General features: G+C 61.3%; 27 protein-coding genes. 20 read left to right on the forward strand and 7 right to left on the reverse strand.

Annotated features, from left to right (window positions below; translation table 11 throughout):
• Window positions 1–32 precede the first annotated feature (32 nt).
• Window positions 33–239 (reverse strand): hypothetical protein, encoded by a 207-nt coding sequence (locus tag DM818_RS14885; protein ID WP_075938052.1) that lies wholly within the window; start codon window positions 237–239, stop codon window positions 33–35.
• 96 nt (window positions 240–335) lie between these two features.
• Here DM818_RS14885 and DM818_RS03515 point away from each other — a divergent pair, with 96 nt between their 5' ends.
• Window positions 336–1,538: a GNAT family N-acetyltransferase gene (locus DM818_RS03515; protein ID WP_172977279.1), complete on the forward strand. Its 1,203-nt coding sequence runs from the start codon at window positions 336–338 to the stop codon at window positions 1,536–1,538.
• 41 nt (window positions 1,539–1,579) lie between these two features.
• On the forward strand, window positions 1,580–2,113 hold the full coding sequence (locus DM818_RS03520) for a hypothetical protein (RefSeq protein WP_075938050.1): 534 nt from the start codon (window positions 1,580–1,582) through the stop codon (window positions 2,111–2,113).
• Window positions 2,114–2,419: 306 nt separating this feature from the next.
• On the opposite strand, the gene DM818_RS03525 is transcribed toward DM818_RS03520, so the two are convergent.
• The 3 genes from DM818_RS03525 to DM818_RS03535 are packed head-to-tail and all read right to left on the reverse strand — an operon-like array spanning window position 2,420 to window position 4,231.
• Window positions 2,420–3,442: a tyrosine-type recombinase/integrase gene (locus DM818_RS03525; RefSeq protein WP_172977280.1), complete on the reverse strand. Its 1,023-nt coding sequence runs from the start codon at window positions 3,440–3,442 to the stop codon at window positions 2,420–2,422.
• The gene (locus DM818_RS03530; RefSeq protein WP_153952299.1) at window positions 3,435–4,019 is read right to left on the reverse strand and encodes a J domain-containing protein; all 585 of its coding nucleotides are present in this window, start codon (window positions 4,017–4,019) and stop codon (window positions 3,435–3,437) included. Before DM818_RS03530 ends, DM818_RS03525 begins: the two co-directional genes overlap by 8 nt.
• The gene (locus DM818_RS03535; protein WP_153952300.1) at window positions 4,016–4,231 is read right to left on the reverse strand and encodes a hypothetical protein; all 216 of its coding nucleotides are present in this window, start codon (window positions 4,229–4,231) and stop codon (window positions 4,016–4,018) included. The genes DM818_RS03530 and DM818_RS03535 overlap by 4 nt, the downstream gene beginning before the upstream one ends.
• Window positions 4,232–4,613: 382 nt before the next feature.
• Here DM818_RS03535 and DM818_RS03540 point away from each other — a divergent pair, with 382 nt between their 5' ends.
• From DM818_RS03540 to DM818_RS03555, 4 genes are all read left to right on the forward strand, one after another.
• Window positions 4,614–4,967, forward strand: coding sequence for a hypothetical protein (locus DM818_RS03540; RefSeq protein WP_235907906.1), 354 nt, complete (start codon window positions 4,614–4,616; stop codon window positions 4,965–4,967).
• Window positions 4,968–5,063: 96 nt separating this feature from the next.
• The gene (locus tag DM818_RS03545; RefSeq protein WP_153952301.1) at window positions 5,064–5,273 is read left to right on the forward strand and encodes a hypothetical protein; all 210 of its coding nucleotides are present in this window, start codon (window positions 5,064–5,066) and stop codon (window positions 5,271–5,273) included.
• A 76-nt stretch (window positions 5,274–5,349) separates the two neighbouring features.
• Window positions 5,350–6,429 carry a hypothetical protein gene (locus tag DM818_RS03550; RefSeq protein ID WP_153952302.1) on the forward strand — a complete coding sequence of 360 codons (1,080 nt, stop codon included), beginning with the start codon at window positions 5,350–5,352 and terminating at the stop codon, window positions 6,427–6,429.
• Window positions 6,426–6,983, forward strand: coding sequence for a hypothetical protein (locus DM818_RS03555; protein ID WP_153952303.1), 558 nt, complete (start codon window positions 6,426–6,428; stop codon window positions 6,981–6,983). The genes DM818_RS03550 and DM818_RS03555 overlap by 4 nt, the downstream gene beginning before the upstream one ends.
• 106 nt (window positions 6,984–7,089) lie before the next feature.
• Here the strand turns inward: DM818_RS03555 and DM818_RS03560 are convergent, their stop codons facing one another.
• The 3 genes from DM818_RS03560 to DM818_RS03570 form a co-directional block, all read right to left on the reverse strand.
• Window positions 7,090–7,536: a homing endonuclease associated repeat-containing protein gene (locus DM818_RS03560; protein ID WP_235907907.1), complete on the reverse strand. Its 447-nt coding sequence runs from the start codon at window positions 7,534–7,536 to the stop codon at window positions 7,090–7,092.
• 188 nt (window positions 7,537–7,724) lie between these two features.
• On the reverse strand, window positions 7,725–7,898 hold the full coding sequence (locus DM818_RS03565; protein WP_153952305.1) for a hypothetical protein: 174 nt from the start codon (window positions 7,896–7,898) through the stop codon (window positions 7,725–7,727).
• Window positions 7,899–8,240: 342 nt separating this feature from the next.
• Window positions 8,241–8,837, reverse strand: coding sequence for a site-specific integrase (locus DM818_RS03570; RefSeq protein WP_153952306.1), 597 nt, complete (start codon window positions 8,835–8,837; stop codon window positions 8,241–8,243).
• A gap of 300 nt (window positions 8,838–9,137) precedes the next feature.
• On the opposite strand from DM818_RS03570, the gene DM818_RS03575 reads away from it, so the two are divergent.
• From DM818_RS03575 to DM818_RS03640, 14 genes are all read left to right on the forward strand, one after another.
• Complete coding sequence (locus DM818_RS03575; RefSeq protein ID WP_153952307.1) at window positions 9,138–9,359, forward strand: hypothetical protein; 222 nt, start codon at window positions 9,138–9,140, stop codon at window positions 9,357–9,359.
• Between the two features lie 557 nt (window positions 9,360–9,916).
• Window positions 9,917–11,116 (forward strand): hypothetical protein, encoded by a 1,200-nt coding sequence (locus DM818_RS03580; RefSeq protein ID WP_153952308.1) that lies wholly within the window; start codon window positions 9,917–9,919, stop codon window positions 11,114–11,116.
• Complete coding sequence (locus DM818_RS03585; RefSeq protein ID WP_153952309.1) at window positions 11,109–11,693, forward strand: hypothetical protein; 585 nt, start codon at window positions 11,109–11,111, stop codon at window positions 11,691–11,693. Before DM818_RS03580 ends, DM818_RS03585 begins: the two co-directional genes overlap by 8 nt.
• A complete protein-coding gene (locus DM818_RS03590) occupies window positions 11,690–12,223 on the forward strand; it encodes a hypothetical protein (protein WP_153952310.1) in 534 nt (177 codons plus the stop codon). Before DM818_RS03585 ends, DM818_RS03590 begins: the two co-directional genes overlap by 4 nt.
• The gene (locus DM818_RS03595) at window positions 12,220–12,774 is read left to right on the forward strand and encodes a hypothetical protein (RefSeq protein WP_153952311.1); all 555 of its coding nucleotides are present in this window, start codon (window positions 12,220–12,222) and stop codon (window positions 12,772–12,774) included. The genes DM818_RS03590 and DM818_RS03595 overlap by 4 nt, the downstream gene beginning before the upstream one ends.
• Window positions 12,764–12,958, forward strand: a complete 195-nt coding sequence (locus DM818_RS03600) for a hypothetical protein (RefSeq protein WP_153952312.1) — start codon at window positions 12,764–12,766, stop codon at window positions 12,956–12,958. The genes DM818_RS03595 and DM818_RS03600 overlap by 11 nt, the downstream gene beginning before the upstream one ends.
• Window positions 12,955–13,752: an ATP-binding protein gene (locus DM818_RS03605; protein WP_235907909.1), complete on the forward strand. Its 798-nt coding sequence runs from the start codon at window positions 12,955–12,957 to the stop codon at window positions 13,750–13,752. Before DM818_RS03600 ends, DM818_RS03605 begins: the two co-directional genes overlap by 4 nt.
• Entirely contained in the window at window positions 13,749–13,904 is a 156-nt protein-coding gene (locus DM818_RS03610; protein WP_153952313.1) for a hypothetical protein, read from the forward strand. Before DM818_RS03605 ends, DM818_RS03610 begins: the two co-directional genes overlap by 4 nt.
• Before the next feature lie 89 nt (window positions 13,905–13,993).
• Window positions 13,994–14,284: a hypothetical protein gene (locus DM818_RS03615; RefSeq protein WP_153952314.1), complete on the forward strand. Its 291-nt coding sequence runs from the start codon at window positions 13,994–13,996 to the stop codon at window positions 14,282–14,284.
• A gap of 2 nt (window positions 14,285–14,286) precedes the next feature.
• Window positions 14,287–14,763 (forward strand): hypothetical protein, encoded by a 477-nt coding sequence (locus tag DM818_RS03620; protein WP_153952315.1) that lies wholly within the window; start codon window positions 14,287–14,289, stop codon window positions 14,761–14,763.
• Between the two features lie 2 nt (window positions 14,764–14,765).
• The gene (locus tag DM818_RS03625) at window positions 14,766–15,491 is read left to right on the forward strand and encodes a hypothetical protein (RefSeq protein WP_153952316.1); all 726 of its coding nucleotides are present in this window, start codon (window positions 14,766–14,768) and stop codon (window positions 15,489–15,491) included.
• A gap of 2 nt (window positions 15,492–15,493) precedes the next feature.
• The gene (locus DM818_RS03630) at window positions 15,494–15,751 is read left to right on the forward strand and encodes a hypothetical protein (protein WP_153952317.1); all 258 of its coding nucleotides are present in this window, start codon (window positions 15,494–15,496) and stop codon (window positions 15,749–15,751) included.
• A complete protein-coding gene (locus DM818_RS03635) occupies window positions 15,748–15,915 on the forward strand; it encodes a hypothetical protein (protein WP_153952318.1) in 168 nt (55 codons plus the stop codon). The genes DM818_RS03630 and DM818_RS03635 overlap by 4 nt, the downstream gene beginning before the upstream one ends.
• The gene (locus tag DM818_RS03640) at window positions 15,912–16,514 is read left to right on the forward strand and encodes a hypothetical protein (RefSeq protein WP_153952319.1); all 603 of its coding nucleotides are present in this window, start codon (window positions 15,912–15,914) and stop codon (window positions 16,512–16,514) included. The genes DM818_RS03635 and DM818_RS03640 overlap by 4 nt, the downstream gene beginning before the upstream one ends.

Consider the following 16,514-nt stretch of genomic DNA (forward strand, 5'->3'; position numbering starts at 1 on the left):
ACGGGACGGGACACAGCGAGAAGAGCGTTCGGCTACTGGGGGTCGAACGTCTGCCCGCGGAACCACAGCGCCCACGCCGTGACGACCACGCCGCCGTAGCCGAGCACCCAGATGAGCGACCCCACGCGCCCGAGTCCCAACTGTGCGAAGACGTAGTTGCCCAGCCCGGCAATCGCGATAATCGCCGCGAACAGGCCGGCAAGCGGGAGCCAGTCGGGGCTGTCCGTGCTGTCTGCCATACCCGCAGTTACCGTCGTAGCCACCTGAATCCGCCGGTCCGTGACGCCCTCTCACGCGGTCGACGCGATTATCAGCCGTCGTCTAAATCCTCGTGTATGCACCTCCACCGACTGCCGGACGGCACCGACGACCTGTTCTGGCGGTACGTCCAGTACGCCTTCCAGCCGGACGCCGGTCCCGAACTCGAGGAGTCCGATCGCCCGGACCCGCCGCACACGCGCTACGGTCTGTACCCGGACACGTCGGTGACGGCCGACGGCGAGCCGGTTACCATCTGCTCGTCGTACGACTTCTCGATGTGGGCGCGCGACAGCCGCGTCTCGGCGGGCGGACTCTCGACCGTCGCGACCCCGCCGGAACACCGGCGCAACGGCTACGTCGAGGTGATGCTCCGGAAGCTCTGTCGGCGCTACCGCGAGACGGACACTCCCGTTTCGGTCCTGTGGCCGTTCAAACACGCCTTCTACGCGCAGTTCGGCTGGGCGACCGCCAGCCGCAGACTGAAGTGGGAGACGGAGCCGTCCACGCTGCGGTCCGCGGCCGCGACCGGCGGCACGTGGGAGCGGGTCGGCCGCGACGCGTGGGAGTCGCTCGACGCGATTCACGAGGCCGCCACCGGCACGGACGACCTCTCGCTCGACCGGTCGGAGGCGTGGTGGCGCACCCGCCAACTCCGGAGCTTCGACACCGACCCGTACGTCTACCGGTGGCGCGACGCCGACGGCGACGCCCGGGCGTGGCTCGCGTACACCATCGACGGCGACTGGGGCGACCGCACCCTCTACGTTCGGAGCTACGACGCCGCCGATACCGAGGCGTTCCGCCATCTGCTCGGTTTCCTCACCGACCACGACTCGCAGGTCGGCGAGGTCCAGCTTGAGACGGCGACCGACAGCCCGCTGCACGCGATGGTGGACGACCCCGACGACCTCTCGCCGAAGCTGACGACCGGGCCGATGATTCGGTTCGTCGACGTGCCGGTGGCGCTCGAAGCGCTCTCGTACCCCGACGGCGTCGACGCGACGGTCGAGGTCGGGATTCGCGACCCGCTGCTCGATTCAGTGGCCGGGCGCTACCGGCTCGCCGTCGCCGACGGGGCGGCGACGGTCGAGCGACGCGGCGACGACCCGACCGGCGACGCGGTCGCCTCGATTGGTGCGTTCTCACAGCTCGCGGTCGGCTATCGCGGCGCGAGCGACCTCGCCGCGACCGACGACCTCGACGCCGACAGCGAGGCGGTCGAGACGCTCGCCGCCGTGTTTCCGGCGACCACGACGTATCTCCGGGAGGGGTTTTGACACCCGGCGATTTATTTCGGCGGCGCGTCTCCGGGTGAACGATGGCGAGTGGACAGTCGGTCAGAGAAATCGTCGAGCCACACCTCGCCCGCGGCGAGGAACCGCGAGCGGTGTACACGGACGACGATGCCGTCACGGTCGTGACCGACCGGCGTATCGTCCGCTCGCGCGACCACGAAATCGAGGGGACCGACGCCACCGACGTGGAGTCGATTATGCTCACCGGCCCGCAGATTCTCGGCGCGCGCGTCCGGACGTATCCGGCGACTGCACCCCAATGGGGGAAGATCGGTCTCGGCTCGCTGTTCACCGGCGTCGGGGCGCTGTTCGCGTACGCGAGTCTCGTTCAGAACTTCCTCGGCACGCCAATCGAGAGCGAACTCGCGCTCATCGTCGCGCTCGCCGCACTCCTGCTCGTCCCGTCGGGGGCGTACATCGCCTACGAGGCGTTCAACACACAGGAGAGTCACATCCGCATCGAGGTCATCTCGACGGGCGGTGACACGACGTTGCGGCTCCCGCTCGACGCCACCGAGGTCGCAAACGCCGTCTCCTCGGTCGTCGGCGACAACTAACGTCGGTCAACGAGACGACCCCGAGCAGTCGCTGATTGCAACACCTGCCCGCGCCGGGAGTCGATGTTTCCCTGCCGTTGGTAGGGTGCCACTGGCGGCGCGAGTCACCGTCGCCACTGTGACTTGTGAATCCACGGTAGCGACGGCTCTCGCTCGTCGTTGGTAGCGTCAGAAGTTGAGTTGGCTGGGGAGGCCCACGCCCGAATTGGAACGGTTTCGGCCCGTTCGCGGTTGGGATGGGCCAACTCGGGTGAGGCGAATTGGGTTCCTGTGCAACGCCGCGAATCGAGAGGTGTGTAGTCGTGTTCATCGGTCATCAGGCAAGTAGTCGCGTCGCTGTTCCATCTTCTCGCGCTGTGTACGCCGGTCATAGTGGCGGTCCAGCACCTTCTTCGAGACATCCATCCGGTCGCCGACAATCTCGGCCGGCGTATCGTTGAGCAGGTACGACGTGATAGCCCCGCTCCGAACGTCGTGAGGCGACCGGCTCGACGGGCACTTGCTCGCGCCGTCGAACTGCGCCGCCTCACAGTCGTCCGGGTCGCGGTCGTGAGGGCACCCCTCGCCGACCACACAGGGCCGGGTCCAGCGGTACATCGTGTCCCGCACCGTCGACCGCGAGACGCGGCCCTCTCGCGTCGTCAGCAGTGGGTCACATCCGTAGTCGTCGGTGACAGCCTCGCGTGGCCCGTCAATGTAATCCTGCACCGTTTGTGCCGTATCAGGAGAGAGCGCAACCCACCGCTCACCCCGGTTACCATTCTTCAGCGGCGTATCCGTCTCCGGCGAGTGAACAACGTGGGCCGCACCCTCTTCGAGGTCGAGGTCGTCGAGGTCGAGCGACCGAACCGAGCCGGTACGCATCCCTGTTCGCCACAGCAACAGCGCGGTCACGTGGGCACGGCTCGCGTACTGGTAGCGACCGAGATAATCGAGCATCGCCTCGGCGCGAGCGGGATCGAGCGTCGTCTCGCTCACCTCGTCGTCGCCGCTCACGGTCGGCAGCAGTATCTTCGACCGAAGGGACTCCTCAACGGCGTCGATAGACGCACAGAAGCCGAGGAAGACGCGGAGCGTCGAAAGCTGGCCCTGTAGCGTGACGGGCTTGAGGTCGCCCTCCTCACGCCGCCAGACGCGGTAAGCGTGCAGGTCACGCCCGCTCAGTTCGTTCATGTTGGTGATGCCTTCTACTTCTTCACACCACTCGACAAACGGCGCGAGTCGATACTCGTGAGACTCGTGCGTGGACGCGCTCACCTCGTCGCTTCGCTGGTCGAGATACAGCTCGACAGCCGACTCCGGCGCGAGCGGTTCGAGGTCGTCACTCATCGAGCATCGCCTCCTCTGCGTCCACAACGCGCTTGAACTGCGCTTCGTCACCGCCAGCGTCCGGGTGGTGCTCCTTCTTCAGCGAGCGCGCGGCAGCCCGTACAACGTTGTCCGGGGCGTCAGAAGCGACACCGAGCACGTCGTGGGCAGGTGGCTCCGCGGCGACCGCGTCGTCGTCACCGCTCGGGAGCGCCTGCGTACTCATCTCCGTGCCGACCGTCGCGACGCCGTACCGCTCGATGGCCCGCTTCGCGTCGAGGTACTTCGCAATCGCCTGTGCGTTATCGCGGAGACGGTCCCAGCGGTCACACGGAACGGCGAAGCCGTCACCACCGCGCTCGAAGTACGCGACGACACCGGGGTGGTCCGGGTCACGGTCGGCGTACGGCCGGTGTGGAGCCTTCGAGGTGTGTGGAGCAGCCGTTTCGACGCGGACGTTCACCGCACCCAGCTTCCCCAGCTCCTCGACGATGTTGTCGAACGCCTGTGACCGGGACACGCGGAATCGGTGCGGATACGGTTCGCGGTCGCTCGCTGGTGTCCGGTCGAAGTCGTCCGGCCAGTCGAGGTCGTTCATAGGAACCGAGCCACCTCCTCAGGGTCAGGCTCGACAGTGTCGACGAGTTCGTAGTCGCACGCGCCGCAGTCACCACACCACTCGCAGTAGACCACGGCGAAGCCGTTTCCATACGCGACAGGGCGTGTGACGCTGTACTCCTCGCCGTCGCAGCCGTCGGCATGTCGATCGTGGAGTACGCCCATCACGGATGACCCTTTCAGCCCGCTCATGGGCCACGAATCACCCGCGTTGCGCGACCGCGGGCACAGCGCGAACACACCGGCTTTCCGGTGCGTGCATCAACGCCGTCAGCCTCGCGCCCGCAGATATAACACTCGGCGTGGTCGTCGGTGTCGCTACTGTTTTCAGAAGTCGTTACGTCTGGTCGTGCGGGGCCGGCACAGGCCCCGAGGGTTCGGGTTTCCATGGGTTCGCGACCGAACCCGCTTCGGGCCGTGTTCCAGCACGGCCCGGTCTTCTCACCGCCAACAGAGTCATCATCAGCCTACATGCAGGCTCGTACCCTATCCAATGAAGCACCATTGCATAAATCCAACGCCTCGCTAAGAAGTGAGCAGTACGTTTACAAAGCAGAATTACTCGCAATTAGGTATGAGGGTGAGAAAGTACACAGTAATGCGAAAGAGCGCGAGCTGGCAATCCGCGCCGGACGACCGGATTCTTGAGATTGCCGCAGAGGATGAAGATGGTTTCGTGAAGGTGGGCAACCTCACGAAAAACGACTACATCCACGTCGGCAACTCACAGGTGTCTCGGCGTTGCTCGATTCTTGCAGAACATGGACTGCTTCGGGCACTTGGCGACGGAGTCTACGTCATCACTGACGAGGGACGAGGTTACCTCAACGAAGAGTATGACGTGGAGCGCGGTGTCTGGATGAATGAGAAACAGGCAGAGGGCGAGTCGTCAACTGAGCCGAGCGCTGGAGAGGTGAACGGGACCTAACCCATGACTGTCCGCCGCCAAGCCGATTATCAAATCGGGCTCGACGACAGAATCTTAGAATATCTCGCGGAAGAGCCATGGGCGACAGCGGGGGAGATGGCTAAGTTAAACGCGTTCGATGTACCGGAGGGAACGATTCAGGAGCGCTGTAAGGTGCTTGCCGATATCGACTTTCTCGCGCCGGCGATCGACGAGAGTAGTTCTGACCCAGATTTGTGGGAGATTACTGGGTGGGGAGAGCTATATCTGGAAGGCGAGATTGACGCCCGGTATCGGCAGCCGACGAAGCGGGCGTTGCGCGGGTAGAGACGCTATTTTACTTTCACTCTACACGGACTAGGTTAATATTTACTTAGACTAATCTACGAATCGAGAAATCACGATGGCTGTCAACAAACTCATCCCATACTGGATTACCGTTCGGGAAGTGGAAGAACCACAAACTGAGTGGGGGCTGACGGAGATTCACGAAGAGGAACCCGAGTTCCCAAATGATAATCTGGCAGATTACTTTGAGAGCTTCTGTCGCGATTATATTGGCGATGTGTACGTTGATGAGGAAGAATACAAGACATTCTCAATTGAGCAGGGATCTTTCCGCCGAGAGGGCAATACGATTGAGGGAGTCATCAAGTCAGGAGAGTGGGGACGGAACGCGGATTTCTGGGATGTTGACGAACACGAGCGAATCGAAGATGCTCGTGAAGAAAATCACGCTGAAGAGACACCCTACTATTTCCTGTTCCACATTCCGGACGAGGATTCCCACCAAGCGCTCCTGATACTTCGAAAATACAAGAGGAAAGGGATCAAGACGTTGTTTTCCAGTCTCTTCCATCCGCGCCACCACGACGTGGATATCGGGAAGGCATACATGAACATAGAGCCGCATTACTCATCGGAAGTTGCTGAGAAGTTGGACGAAGCTGATGGGATTGCATCAGTTAAGTTCCGTGGGAGGGAGACAGTTCCTGCCCGGGAGCAGTATGCCGACCGCAACGATATCCAGCGGGTTGAGAATGATATCAGTGGGCAGCTGGACGTTGGAACGGAACTAAAGCTTACCCCGAAAGATAACGAGGGAAAATTCCGTACTTTCGCAAAGGGCCTAATCCCCGGTAACGACCACTCAGAAGACTTTGACTACGGTCGGGTTGAGGACCAGAACTTCAAAAATGCCAACGTTACCGTGGTTGAGGGCGAATCACGGCTTACGTTCTCACTCTGGAAGGAGCAGATTCAGATGCGGATGGATGTTGACCCTGACGAGTACGATTTGGATGTTTACGGAGGCCACCCAACGCCGCACACACTGGGTGGAGTGGCCCGTCAATTGGCAAACGATCTAATGAGGGATATCAACACCAATCTCAGTACGACATCGCTCATCCCAAGAGATATTGGAGTACCAGAGGAAGCATTAGATGACGAGCAGGGGGGTCCACCCGAACCAGAGATATGAAGTCACTCAATGTCGCACCGATTGTAAATAACTTCTACAGTCAAATCTACGACGATAGGCAGAAATCCAACTGGGAAGGATACATACTACTACTGGTCCCTGCGCTTATTGCTCAGATTGCTATCTTCCGACCGATTGATGCCGAGTTCATGTCGACAATGTCGACAACACTGGCCATTCTCTTCGGGTTTACATTCACTTCCTTGATGAGTACTGCCCGGTACTCTGCAAAGGATGATAAGGTAGAGGAGAAGGTCGTTCGGGAAACCCGGACCACAACGGCGTACGCGCTACTCATCAACCTCTCTGCGTTGGTTTTGGTCGTTGGGACAACCATCGCTGTGGTCGATTATGCCTCGTTACAGTATTCCGTGGCTACGGCGGTGTCTGCGGGAGTGTACTTCTTCATGTTCCACTACCTGATGGTGATGGTCCACCTGATGCGCTATCTATATTTGCTTGCCATCGGCGGGGCATTCGAAAATTCAGAGAACAACACTCAGCACACCCAAAGTGAGCAAGGCGACAGAACTCCCGAAACCGTTCACCAGTAAACCAGTGACGAGGCTTTCTGATCTACGCAGTAGATAGTGCTTCGCCAATCAGCCCCTCAATCGGCTAAATAAGTATCTGTGGCCGATGGAAAGGCAGGGGGCAGAGTCATTCGTCTGGCTTGTAGTCTGCTTGATCGAGCTTGTCAAAGAACTCGTCCGCCTCATCTTCGGGGGACTCATCCAGATCAATTACGCCAGCCAGTTCTTTCGCCTCAGACCATGACCCGCAGAGCTTCTGCACGGTTGAGAGGGATGGCTTCATCCGGTTGGTCTTGTAGTCAGATACTGTTGGTTCCCGGTTGAGAGTAACAGCTAACGAGCGAATTGCCTCCAAACATTCTTGTTTAGTGTACTGCTGCGAGGATGACTCCTCCGCTCCTACTTTTTTGAGTGCCAGGTTCCAGCCACCGCAACGATCGGCGATAACTTGTGCAGAGGGGGGTATGTCCAGATCGTCGTACTCCTGCATCGTCAAGCCTTCACCGTAATGCTCAACGGCAGATTGCAACGATTCGAGGCATTCATCCTCTGAGTATCGGTGTCGTGCAGTCATTTTCTATATGGGCGGGTCTCACAGGTGGAGAGGTTGTTTAGGGGACACATTGTGTGTGAATCGTTGTAATCTTACTCTCGTTTGTTATTGTATCTTTACACAAACGTTATGACGGCGCTAGTACTACCCGTCTGTGTGTGAAGCGTGGGTGTCCGGTGTTAAACCGAACACTCAGTTTCTGAGGACTGCTATATCGGAATAGCCACGCGTGAGAAGCTATACCCAATAGCACCGAGGGCCACCACTATCTTAGCGAGTAGTGTGACCAGTTCTCGATACATCCTGTATTTCTCTTGGCGCATCCGATAGACTGCAGTCCTCAACGGCGGTTCGTTGTCCGTGTTGTTCTCTTCCTGGGACATAGTATGGACTGTTCGTAGGAGGTAAGGGAAGGAATCCCAGCGTGTGTGAAGCGTGGGCGTTCTTCGCTTCCGCCTACACTATCCCTGTTCTGCGGGTATAACTAAAGTCTACCGTGAGAATAAACAATTCCAGTTGAAACGAAGGGGTGTTACAAGTTGAGTGCACATATCAAAACAGGACACACAGAGCCTCAGATAGCGGATTTCAGAGACGCAAGATTAACACCGTATTTCATATCTACGTATTGTCTGGTAGTACGACTATATTTTACCCAAACCTGAGCCTAACTAAGCCGTCGCGCAACTACGTCGGGGGCAGGGCGTGAGAGTGAAGTGTAAATTTCAGACTCGCATAGCATCTCCAATCCGCCCCTCAGTCGGTTCTGCAAGATATGGTTCGATAGCCGAGTAGTCCGACCAGCCGCCGACGCTCATCATCGTGCGCACGTCCACCTGCCGTTCCACCAAGTGATACGTCGCCCACGAGCGCCGGAGGTCGTGACTCGACACCTCGCGCCATCGCTCGGGCTGTGTAGCATTCTGTGCGACTTCTTCAGCAGCTTCTTTCACCCACCGCCGGATGCTCGACTTCGACGCCCGCACCCACGACTCGCCCGTCTCGCGCCCACGCTCCCGACTGAAGCGGGTGATATTCGTCTGCGCGGTCTCAGGAACCCACGCATCACGGATTTTCGGATCACCGCCGCTCGTGTTCTTCCCGCGAACCTCGACGAACCAGCACTCGCCGTCTTCACTCCAGCGTAGCTCGGCGTCACCGGGATAGTTCACCTCATCGGCGCGGAGTCCGCACCGACCCATGAGCGTTACCGCAATCTCACGCTCCCAATCGGCGCGGGCGGCAGCGGCTTCGAGCTGCCCCAGTTCCTCGCGGTCCAACCAACACTTCGTCACACTGCCTGCGTCATCAACGCGAACCATACACGAGTTTGCAGGCCAATCCGTCTAGATGTTTCGGTGAGTGACCCGGGATTGAGCCGAAATCACGGGGGTATCAGCAGAATATGAACGACTTGTCCCACAAGTCGCTTACTTGCCAAAGGGCTCTACCGACCGTCATACATCCTCTCAATTCCGACCGAATGGTGTGGTGTAGTGACCGTGGTGGGTTCTATCAGATACAAATGATGTCGCAGGAGTCGTGCTGCATACACAGCGCGAGTCTGTCAGGATGGGCGTATTCCACGAAACATTTTCACGGGTACTTCGTTTAGTTCAGTTATGTCCACGACTGTAGCGACGCCGAGCGCGGAGGAATCCTGTGCGTACTGTGACTCCCGGATTTTCGACCACGACCCAATCTGTGTGCGTGACTGTGCCGATGATTGCGGCTCCCCCGAGTACTTCTGTAACTACGCGTGTCTCTCGGCCTATATCGAAGAGGACGACCTAACAACGGGAAATGCGTGCGAGTGGACTCCCGACGAAGACGAGTGTTGCTAATCGGCTGTATCCCTACCAGAGGCTGGTGAACCCATTCTCTATATTCAGCACGCGGTTACTGACAGAGGATAGGTAGAACACGTCTCAGAGTGGTAACCCACTGCTCTATATCCGCCGCCAGAGGTAACTGAGGTGTTCTACAAGCCGGCCATTCGACCGTATGGCGAATCACCGATTGTCTGTTGAGTCCTACTCAGACTTCCGCATAACAAACTCCTCCTCAAGTGGGTTGTGCTCTACTCGAAGAATATCACCCGGCTCGATACCTTCGTCGAGCGCGGTATCCTTCGGCAGACTCACTCGTAGTCCGTTCTCTTCGTCTCCCGACACTGTGACGAACCCAAGTAGAGTTCGCGCTGCTTGTTCATCGCCGTCTGCCCGACCAGTCTTCGACATACGGGCGCACTAACGACTCAAGGCTAGTAACCTTCGGGTTCCCGTGAGCGCTCCGTCGGGAGGTTGGATGCTTTCCGTCAAATTCCGGAGATGTAGGTGAGTACACCGCTGTTCGCGCCTGTGGACAGCACAGCAAGCTTAGAATACTGGAGGGGTGACAGGTGAGCGAGGCAGTCGAGTTCGGCGACAAGTCGGACGCCGACCGCTTCCGTGAGGAGCGCCCGGCGTACATCTGCCCCATCGACGACGACAAACGCACTCGCACGGTGCATTTCACCAGCGATACGCCGGCAGACGTTCTCGAACAGGCCCGGACGGTCGCAGAAGCGGGCTTCGCTGACCGGGAAGCACGCGAAGCCAAGCCCGGGAATAGAGAACTCACGGAGTCAGAAAAGCGGGGCCTCGATTTCTCCCGCGACGGCGTGAGCTACGTGAAGGCGAAAGCACTCGCGAACGTCGCGGAGGAGTACGGCGTTAACGCCTTCGAGCACGTCGACGTGGCGGAGGTCGACACCGCCGACGACGCCCGGCCGATCTTCGAGCGAGCACGCCGGTCGGGCGGCACCGGGCGCGGTGGTGGCACCGCCCAGTACGACGACGAAGCCGCCGAGCGGGAGGACCGCGAGCAGCGCAAGCGGGGAGAACGGCAGGAACAGGCGGGTTGTGACCACGCTCGGGATTTCTGCCAAAGCGGGGACAGCGAAGCCTGCGAGTACCTGCAAGAGCGGTGCGGCCTGAGCGAGGACGAAGCGACCAGCCTGCTCGCCGAGCGGGAGCCGGCCGGGGAGGAAGCGGCGGACGCCAGCGAAAGCGAGCCGTGGATTCCGGGCGAGAAGTGGGCGGACCTGAGCGGCAGCGAGCGCGGTGCTGTCTCGCGTGCCGCCGGAGGCTATCACGGGGCGACCGACACAATGCGCCGCTCGCTCGCGGAGTTCACCGCCGCGTTCAAGCAGGCACAGGCGGCGGCGAAAGCTATCAACGGGCTTCGGGCGGGCGTGGATGAAGGCCCGCTCCACTTCAGCGAGCTGGAGGACGCAAACGCCGCCCTGCTCGATGCGGCCCGCATGGCCGCCGAGCACTGCCACGAGTGCCACGCCGACCACGCCGACCACGATCACGACGTGACGGAGGGCGGCACTGAAGACCTCCGGCGATTCGTCCGGGCGGGCGGGGAAGCAACGCCGGTCGGCCTGCAAGACGGTATCGGCCCGGCCCGCTCGCCGGCCGAGCACCCGGATGCAGTGGTCGCCGACCGGGAACCGAAGCCCGGTGATACATCGCATCCCGACCAGTCGGCTGAGCGGACCAGTGCTGGATATATTCCGGAGGAAGCGGACGAGGTGCTACATTCTCATGACTGACAACGAAGACAACGACCAGACAGTAGCGTGCCCCATCTGCGGCGACTACGAGGGCAAGGTATCGAGCGTAAAGAGCCACATCACCGGCACCGGCACCGGCGAGCACGAAGGCAAGAGCGGCGGACAGTACGACGAGCTGCTTCGACGCCGAGCCGGACTGCTCGATGAAGACGACGCGGATGACGAACCGGACGACGACACTGACAAATCGGACGAACAGGCGGACGAGAGCGGCGAAACCGACGATGCTGACGACACGGAGGACGACGTGGCAACACCCGAAGAATACCAAGCCCAACAGGAGCGACTGAACAGCGACGACGAGGACAACACCGACGACGAACCGGCTGCGACGGAGCCGGTCCAGACCTCCGGCGGCGGTCTCGGCGGTCTCGGCGGTCTCGTCGACAACATCCCGACGAAGTATCTCGTGGTCGGCCTGCTCATGGCGCTGGTCGTGGCGTACCTCATGCTGTCGGGCGACGAGAGCGAGGAAGATGTGGTCGACGTGGATGCACAGGAACCGGACGACGCGGGCGATGACGACACCCTTGAGACGGGGGTGATGCTCGGATGAGCGACGGCCCTGACGAAGCGGCAGAAAGCGAGGAAGCACCGGACGAGACCGCCGAACAACCAGAGGAGCAGCCCGAACAGGAGCAGGAACCGGACGCCGAGCCGGAGAACACGGACGAGCAGCCCGCCGTGGACGACGGCGCGGCGGACCTCGACGGTCTCGATGTAGATACCTCGGAGATGGACCCGAACGCCGAGGAGGACGACGAGACCGACGCCGAACCGGCCGACGAGAGTGACGGCGTCCCGTCGCCGGCCCGCGGCGAGTGGGGCGATATGTACGTCGCCCTGTGTACGCAGAGCACGAACGCGATTATCGAGAAGCACGGCGACGGCCACACTATCGACGAAGACCACTTCCGGAGCATCGACTTGGACGACCACTTCAACGCGGTGTTGGAGAAGTACGCGTCTGATTCCCAGATGGAACCAGAGCAGGCGCTCGTGGTCGGGACCGCGGTCGCAGTCGGCGGTCCTATCGCGTTGCATACTGACCTGCTGGCGGACCTCGCGGGTGAGTTCGAACTATGATGCGCTCGATGGTGTCGAAGCTCGTGGACTCCGAAGCCGGCGAGCACGCACTCGGTATCTTCGCCGAGATGGAGATCGAGATTCTGCAAGCGACGTTCGACCTCGCCGACGCAGCGGGCGTCGACCGGCCGGACAACATCCCGCCGAAGGAAGGGCGCAAGCAGGCGCTTCAGGCCGTCGTCTCGGCGGTCGTCTCCGGCGACTTCGCCGAGTTCTGGGCGGAGGAGATGGGCGCGGAGTTGTTCGAGTCTACGCCGTCACCGAAGCACGTCGCGGCGGGGGCGGACTCGGACGTGTGGGAGTCGCAAATCGAGACGTGGGCGGCCGGCGTTCGCGAGCAGCACGACGGCATCGAAGCGACCGACCGCGAACTCGCCGGCATCGTCTGTAACGACCTGTACGGTGCCGAACTGGCCGAGTACGAGAATCGAGTCGTCGCCGTCGAGCAGTCCGACCTGATGGAGCAGCTCGTCGCCGGGAATATGCGGACGGCGAAACAACTCATCACGGACGCAACGGCGGAGATTCAGGAGGAGGACAATGGGGAGTAACCGCTCCCGTCGGGCGTCACTCGGGCCAATCGAGGTGTACGCGTACCACGACTACCCGACGGTTCCGTGGCAGTCGCCGCTGTACGCCGGGCTTCGAGTCGGCCGGTGGTTCTCCACGGAACTCTACATCAGCCCGGACTCACGGCTTCGCCCGTTCTCCGGGGAGGCCGACGCCGACACATGACTCGCCGGCTCATCGGCGCGAAATCAGGGTGGGGTAAGAGCCGCGAGCTTCAGCGAATTGTTGAAGCGAACGCTCCTGAGAAGGACTATCTGCTGGTGCTGGACCTGAAAGACGAGTATCGTGGACTCGTCAAAGGCGGGCTGGCGAGTCACTTCATCGCTGGTCCGCGAGAGCGGGACTGGACCGCGACCGACTGGCAGGCACTCCTTTCCGCGAACCCGAAGACGGTCGTCGCGCGCTACCGAATCGGAATTGAAGCGTGGCGCGAAGCGTGTGCTCGGATGATTACCGCTGCTCGCCGGCTGGCGCGTGAGGGTAACGAGGTCGTGGTAGTCGTCGAGGAGGCACACTTCGTCGCCCCACAGGACGGGAAGCTTCTCGACCCCGTGAAGGGACTCGCGACGACGGGGCGCGGTGAGGGTGCGGCGTCGATGTGGGTGTCACAGCGGCTCGCGGAGGTGGACGAGACGGTTGTTGCACAGGCAGATGAACGACTACTCGGCGGGTTCACATCGGACGCCGACCTGACGAAAGTCGGCAAGTCGGCAGAGTACCCGCCGGAGATCCACAACCCGAACGCTGGCACACAGCAGACCGAGAAGTACCCTCCGGAGCTTCTTGTTGACGGGGTGGCAATCCCGCTCCGGAAGTTCTCAGACGACGACGGCGACACCATCGGCTCAGAGTGGATATTCAGCGACGACGACGGCAAGATAGAGCGGCGCAATACGAAGGGGACCGAGATGCAGACGACCCACTACGGGAAGCGAGCAACAGAGATTATCGACCCATGACAGACAGGACCGATATTACCCTCTCGGGCACCACCTCAGCGTGGTTCGAGCGGAAGCGCGAGAAGTACGCAGAGGAGCACCGGAACGGCCAGATGCCGACGCGCGCCGAGTTCGTCCGCCTTCTTCTCGAAGATTTTGACAGAGTGACGTAACTTTCCCACATACTCCCCGTCTCTGTCCCCAATCCGCCCAAATACTTGCTGTAAGCGCCTTTACCGGCGAATCTCTCTGTTCTCCCGCAATGGAATTTGGTAAAGCGTTCGACGTGCTGTCCGACACCAGCACCTACACCGAGATGGTGGGGGCGGCCGGTGCCGGATTCATGGCATCGAGTATTACAGCTAACCTTGCCGAGCGATTCGCTCCCGGCGACCTCCCCGACGAAGCGAACGGCCTCGCCGTTATCGCTCTCGCTGAGGTCGGTGATGTGCCGTACGCCCGCCCGATGCAGTTCGGTGCAGGCGTCTACACCGCCGACGCGCTCGCTCGCCGAGCCGGCGTGAAGGAGACCATCACCTCCATCGGTAACTAATCATGACGGGCCAGCAAGCAATCACGAACCTCGGCACGGAAGACGTGGAAGCGACGGAGAAGACGAACGACACCGGCCGGATGACGGCGATTCTGGAGTTGTCGCCCATCGACGGGCTGCTGCTCAAAATCATGAACAAGGGCGGTGATGTCGATTTCTTCGCGAAGCTTCGCGACTCCAACGACGAGCTGCTCCCAAACGACACGGAACTCGTGTTCCGGTTCGATGGGCCGCGTCTCGATCAGCCGATCCACGTCAGCGAGAAGCTGACCAACATCGGCGTCTGGAACCGGCTCACACTCGCCCAGCAGCAGGACGAGGAATACAGCGACCGTATCGGCATCCAGTTCGACGGCCGCGGTGTCGCCGCGACCCAGATCGAGACGGTGGAAATCGCAATCAAGTCCAGCGCGCAAATCGACTGGGACAACTCGCAGGTCGAAATCGACCGCGACAACGCCCGTACGGTCTCGAACTGACCATGTACGAGCAAGTCAAGGAGCGGCTCCAGAATCTCGACGTGACGTCGGACACGCTCCAGAAGGCGCAGTTTGAGGAATCGACAACGACGCCCGGCTCGCGCTCGCTGCTCGCGACGTATCAGGCCAACCGACTCATCTCGTTCGACGAGACCACGCCGCTCGACCTGTCCATCGTCGCAGTAGAGACCTACACGACCGACGGAAATGCGGGCGACGCGGAGAACTTCACCGCCACGCACGGCATCGAGGACAGCAACGCGGTGCCGCAGAACCTCGTGCTGTACGACGGCAACGTTCGTGTCCAGCCCGACAGCGTCGACGTGGCTGCCAACGAGTTCACGTACACCGACCCGGACGCGAACAGCACGCTCACGGCGTTCTACACGCCGAGCGCGCAGGGACTCGTCACCATCGAGAAGGTCGCACCGAACGGCGTGTCCGAGCCGCTATTCGTGGGCGAGGTTGGCAGTCTGCACCGCCGCGATACGGCGTCTAACCCGCTGTATTTCGACTTCTCGCACGAGTGGCAGCCCCTCGTCCCGAAGGACTTCAAGGTGAACGTGTACGTCGACGCGCCGTACTCGGCGGCACTCACGTACGACGCGACCGACGACGGGACGGAGACGGTCGCCGCGAACGCGCTCATCGACCTGCCATTCCGCGGGGCGTCTGGCCCCGTTGAGGGTGTGGCTGAGCCGGTGCGAGTCGAAGGGTCGAGGCAGTAACAATGCAGGGCGGCATCATGGGACCGACGGCGGAGGCTGGCGGGCCAGCAGCGACGGCCACGACAGCCGGCGGTCTCGCCGACCCTGACCAGCCGCCGACGCCGAGTAACGACCCTGCCGAGGAGACCAGCACGCCGCGGCTCATACTCGATCTCGAAGGCCACCGAGTCGTGCTGACGGTGCAAGACCTGTTCCTCATCAGCATCGTGCTGCTGCTCGCGACCGATACGGTCGTCTCCATCGCGGAGGTGATTCGGTGACGGGCGTCGTCACGACGACGGACGACGCGGGCAGCTCGGGCGAGTCGACGGAGACGCCGCTCAACAGCGACGTGTCGGTGTCCGACGACGTGGACACGTCGACGCTGGTGCTGGTGGCAGTGCTCGTCGTGGCGTATCTCGTCGCGACCGGGGTGATAGCATGAGCGAGCGCACGAAGGGCGGCAACATCGTGCTTGAACGGGTCTCGGCACCGGATACTGTCGACCCCGGCGAGCCGTTCGAGGTTGACGCTGTCGTGAAGAACGGAGCGGCGTTCATCGGTCCCTTCGACAACGATAGCTGTCGGAAAAATGGCGAAGCCAGAGGGTACAGCTTAGAGGTCGTCTTCTCCGACGGTAGCGAAACCCGGGTCTCAGGACCGACCTGCATGGAGACCAAGCCGCTAAGCCGTAACGCCGAAACCCACACAGAGACGTTCACGGCTCCGGAATCGGGGACCATCTACGTTGATGCGTTCGTGCGGCTTCCCGGCAGCGGCAAGGAGACAGGCGAAATCAGTCAGACCGTTAGCGTGACCACCACCGACTCAGAGGAACCCGACCCGCCGGCCGACACGGACGACGAGTCGGACGACGACGGCGGGAATGACGACGACAGTGACGGCGGGAGCAACCCGCTCGCCGCTATCTTCCCGTTCCTGACCGACGGCGGCGGTGGCGGCGGTCTGAACGCGCTCCTCGGCGTGCTCGTACTGCTCGCTATCGCGTGGATGCTGGACAGTGGCAGCGACATCGCGGGGTAA

Source organism: Halosegnis longus (genome assembly GCF_009663395.1).
GTDB lineage: Archaea > Halobacteriota > Halobacteria > Halobacteriales > Haloarculaceae > Halosegnis > Halosegnis longus.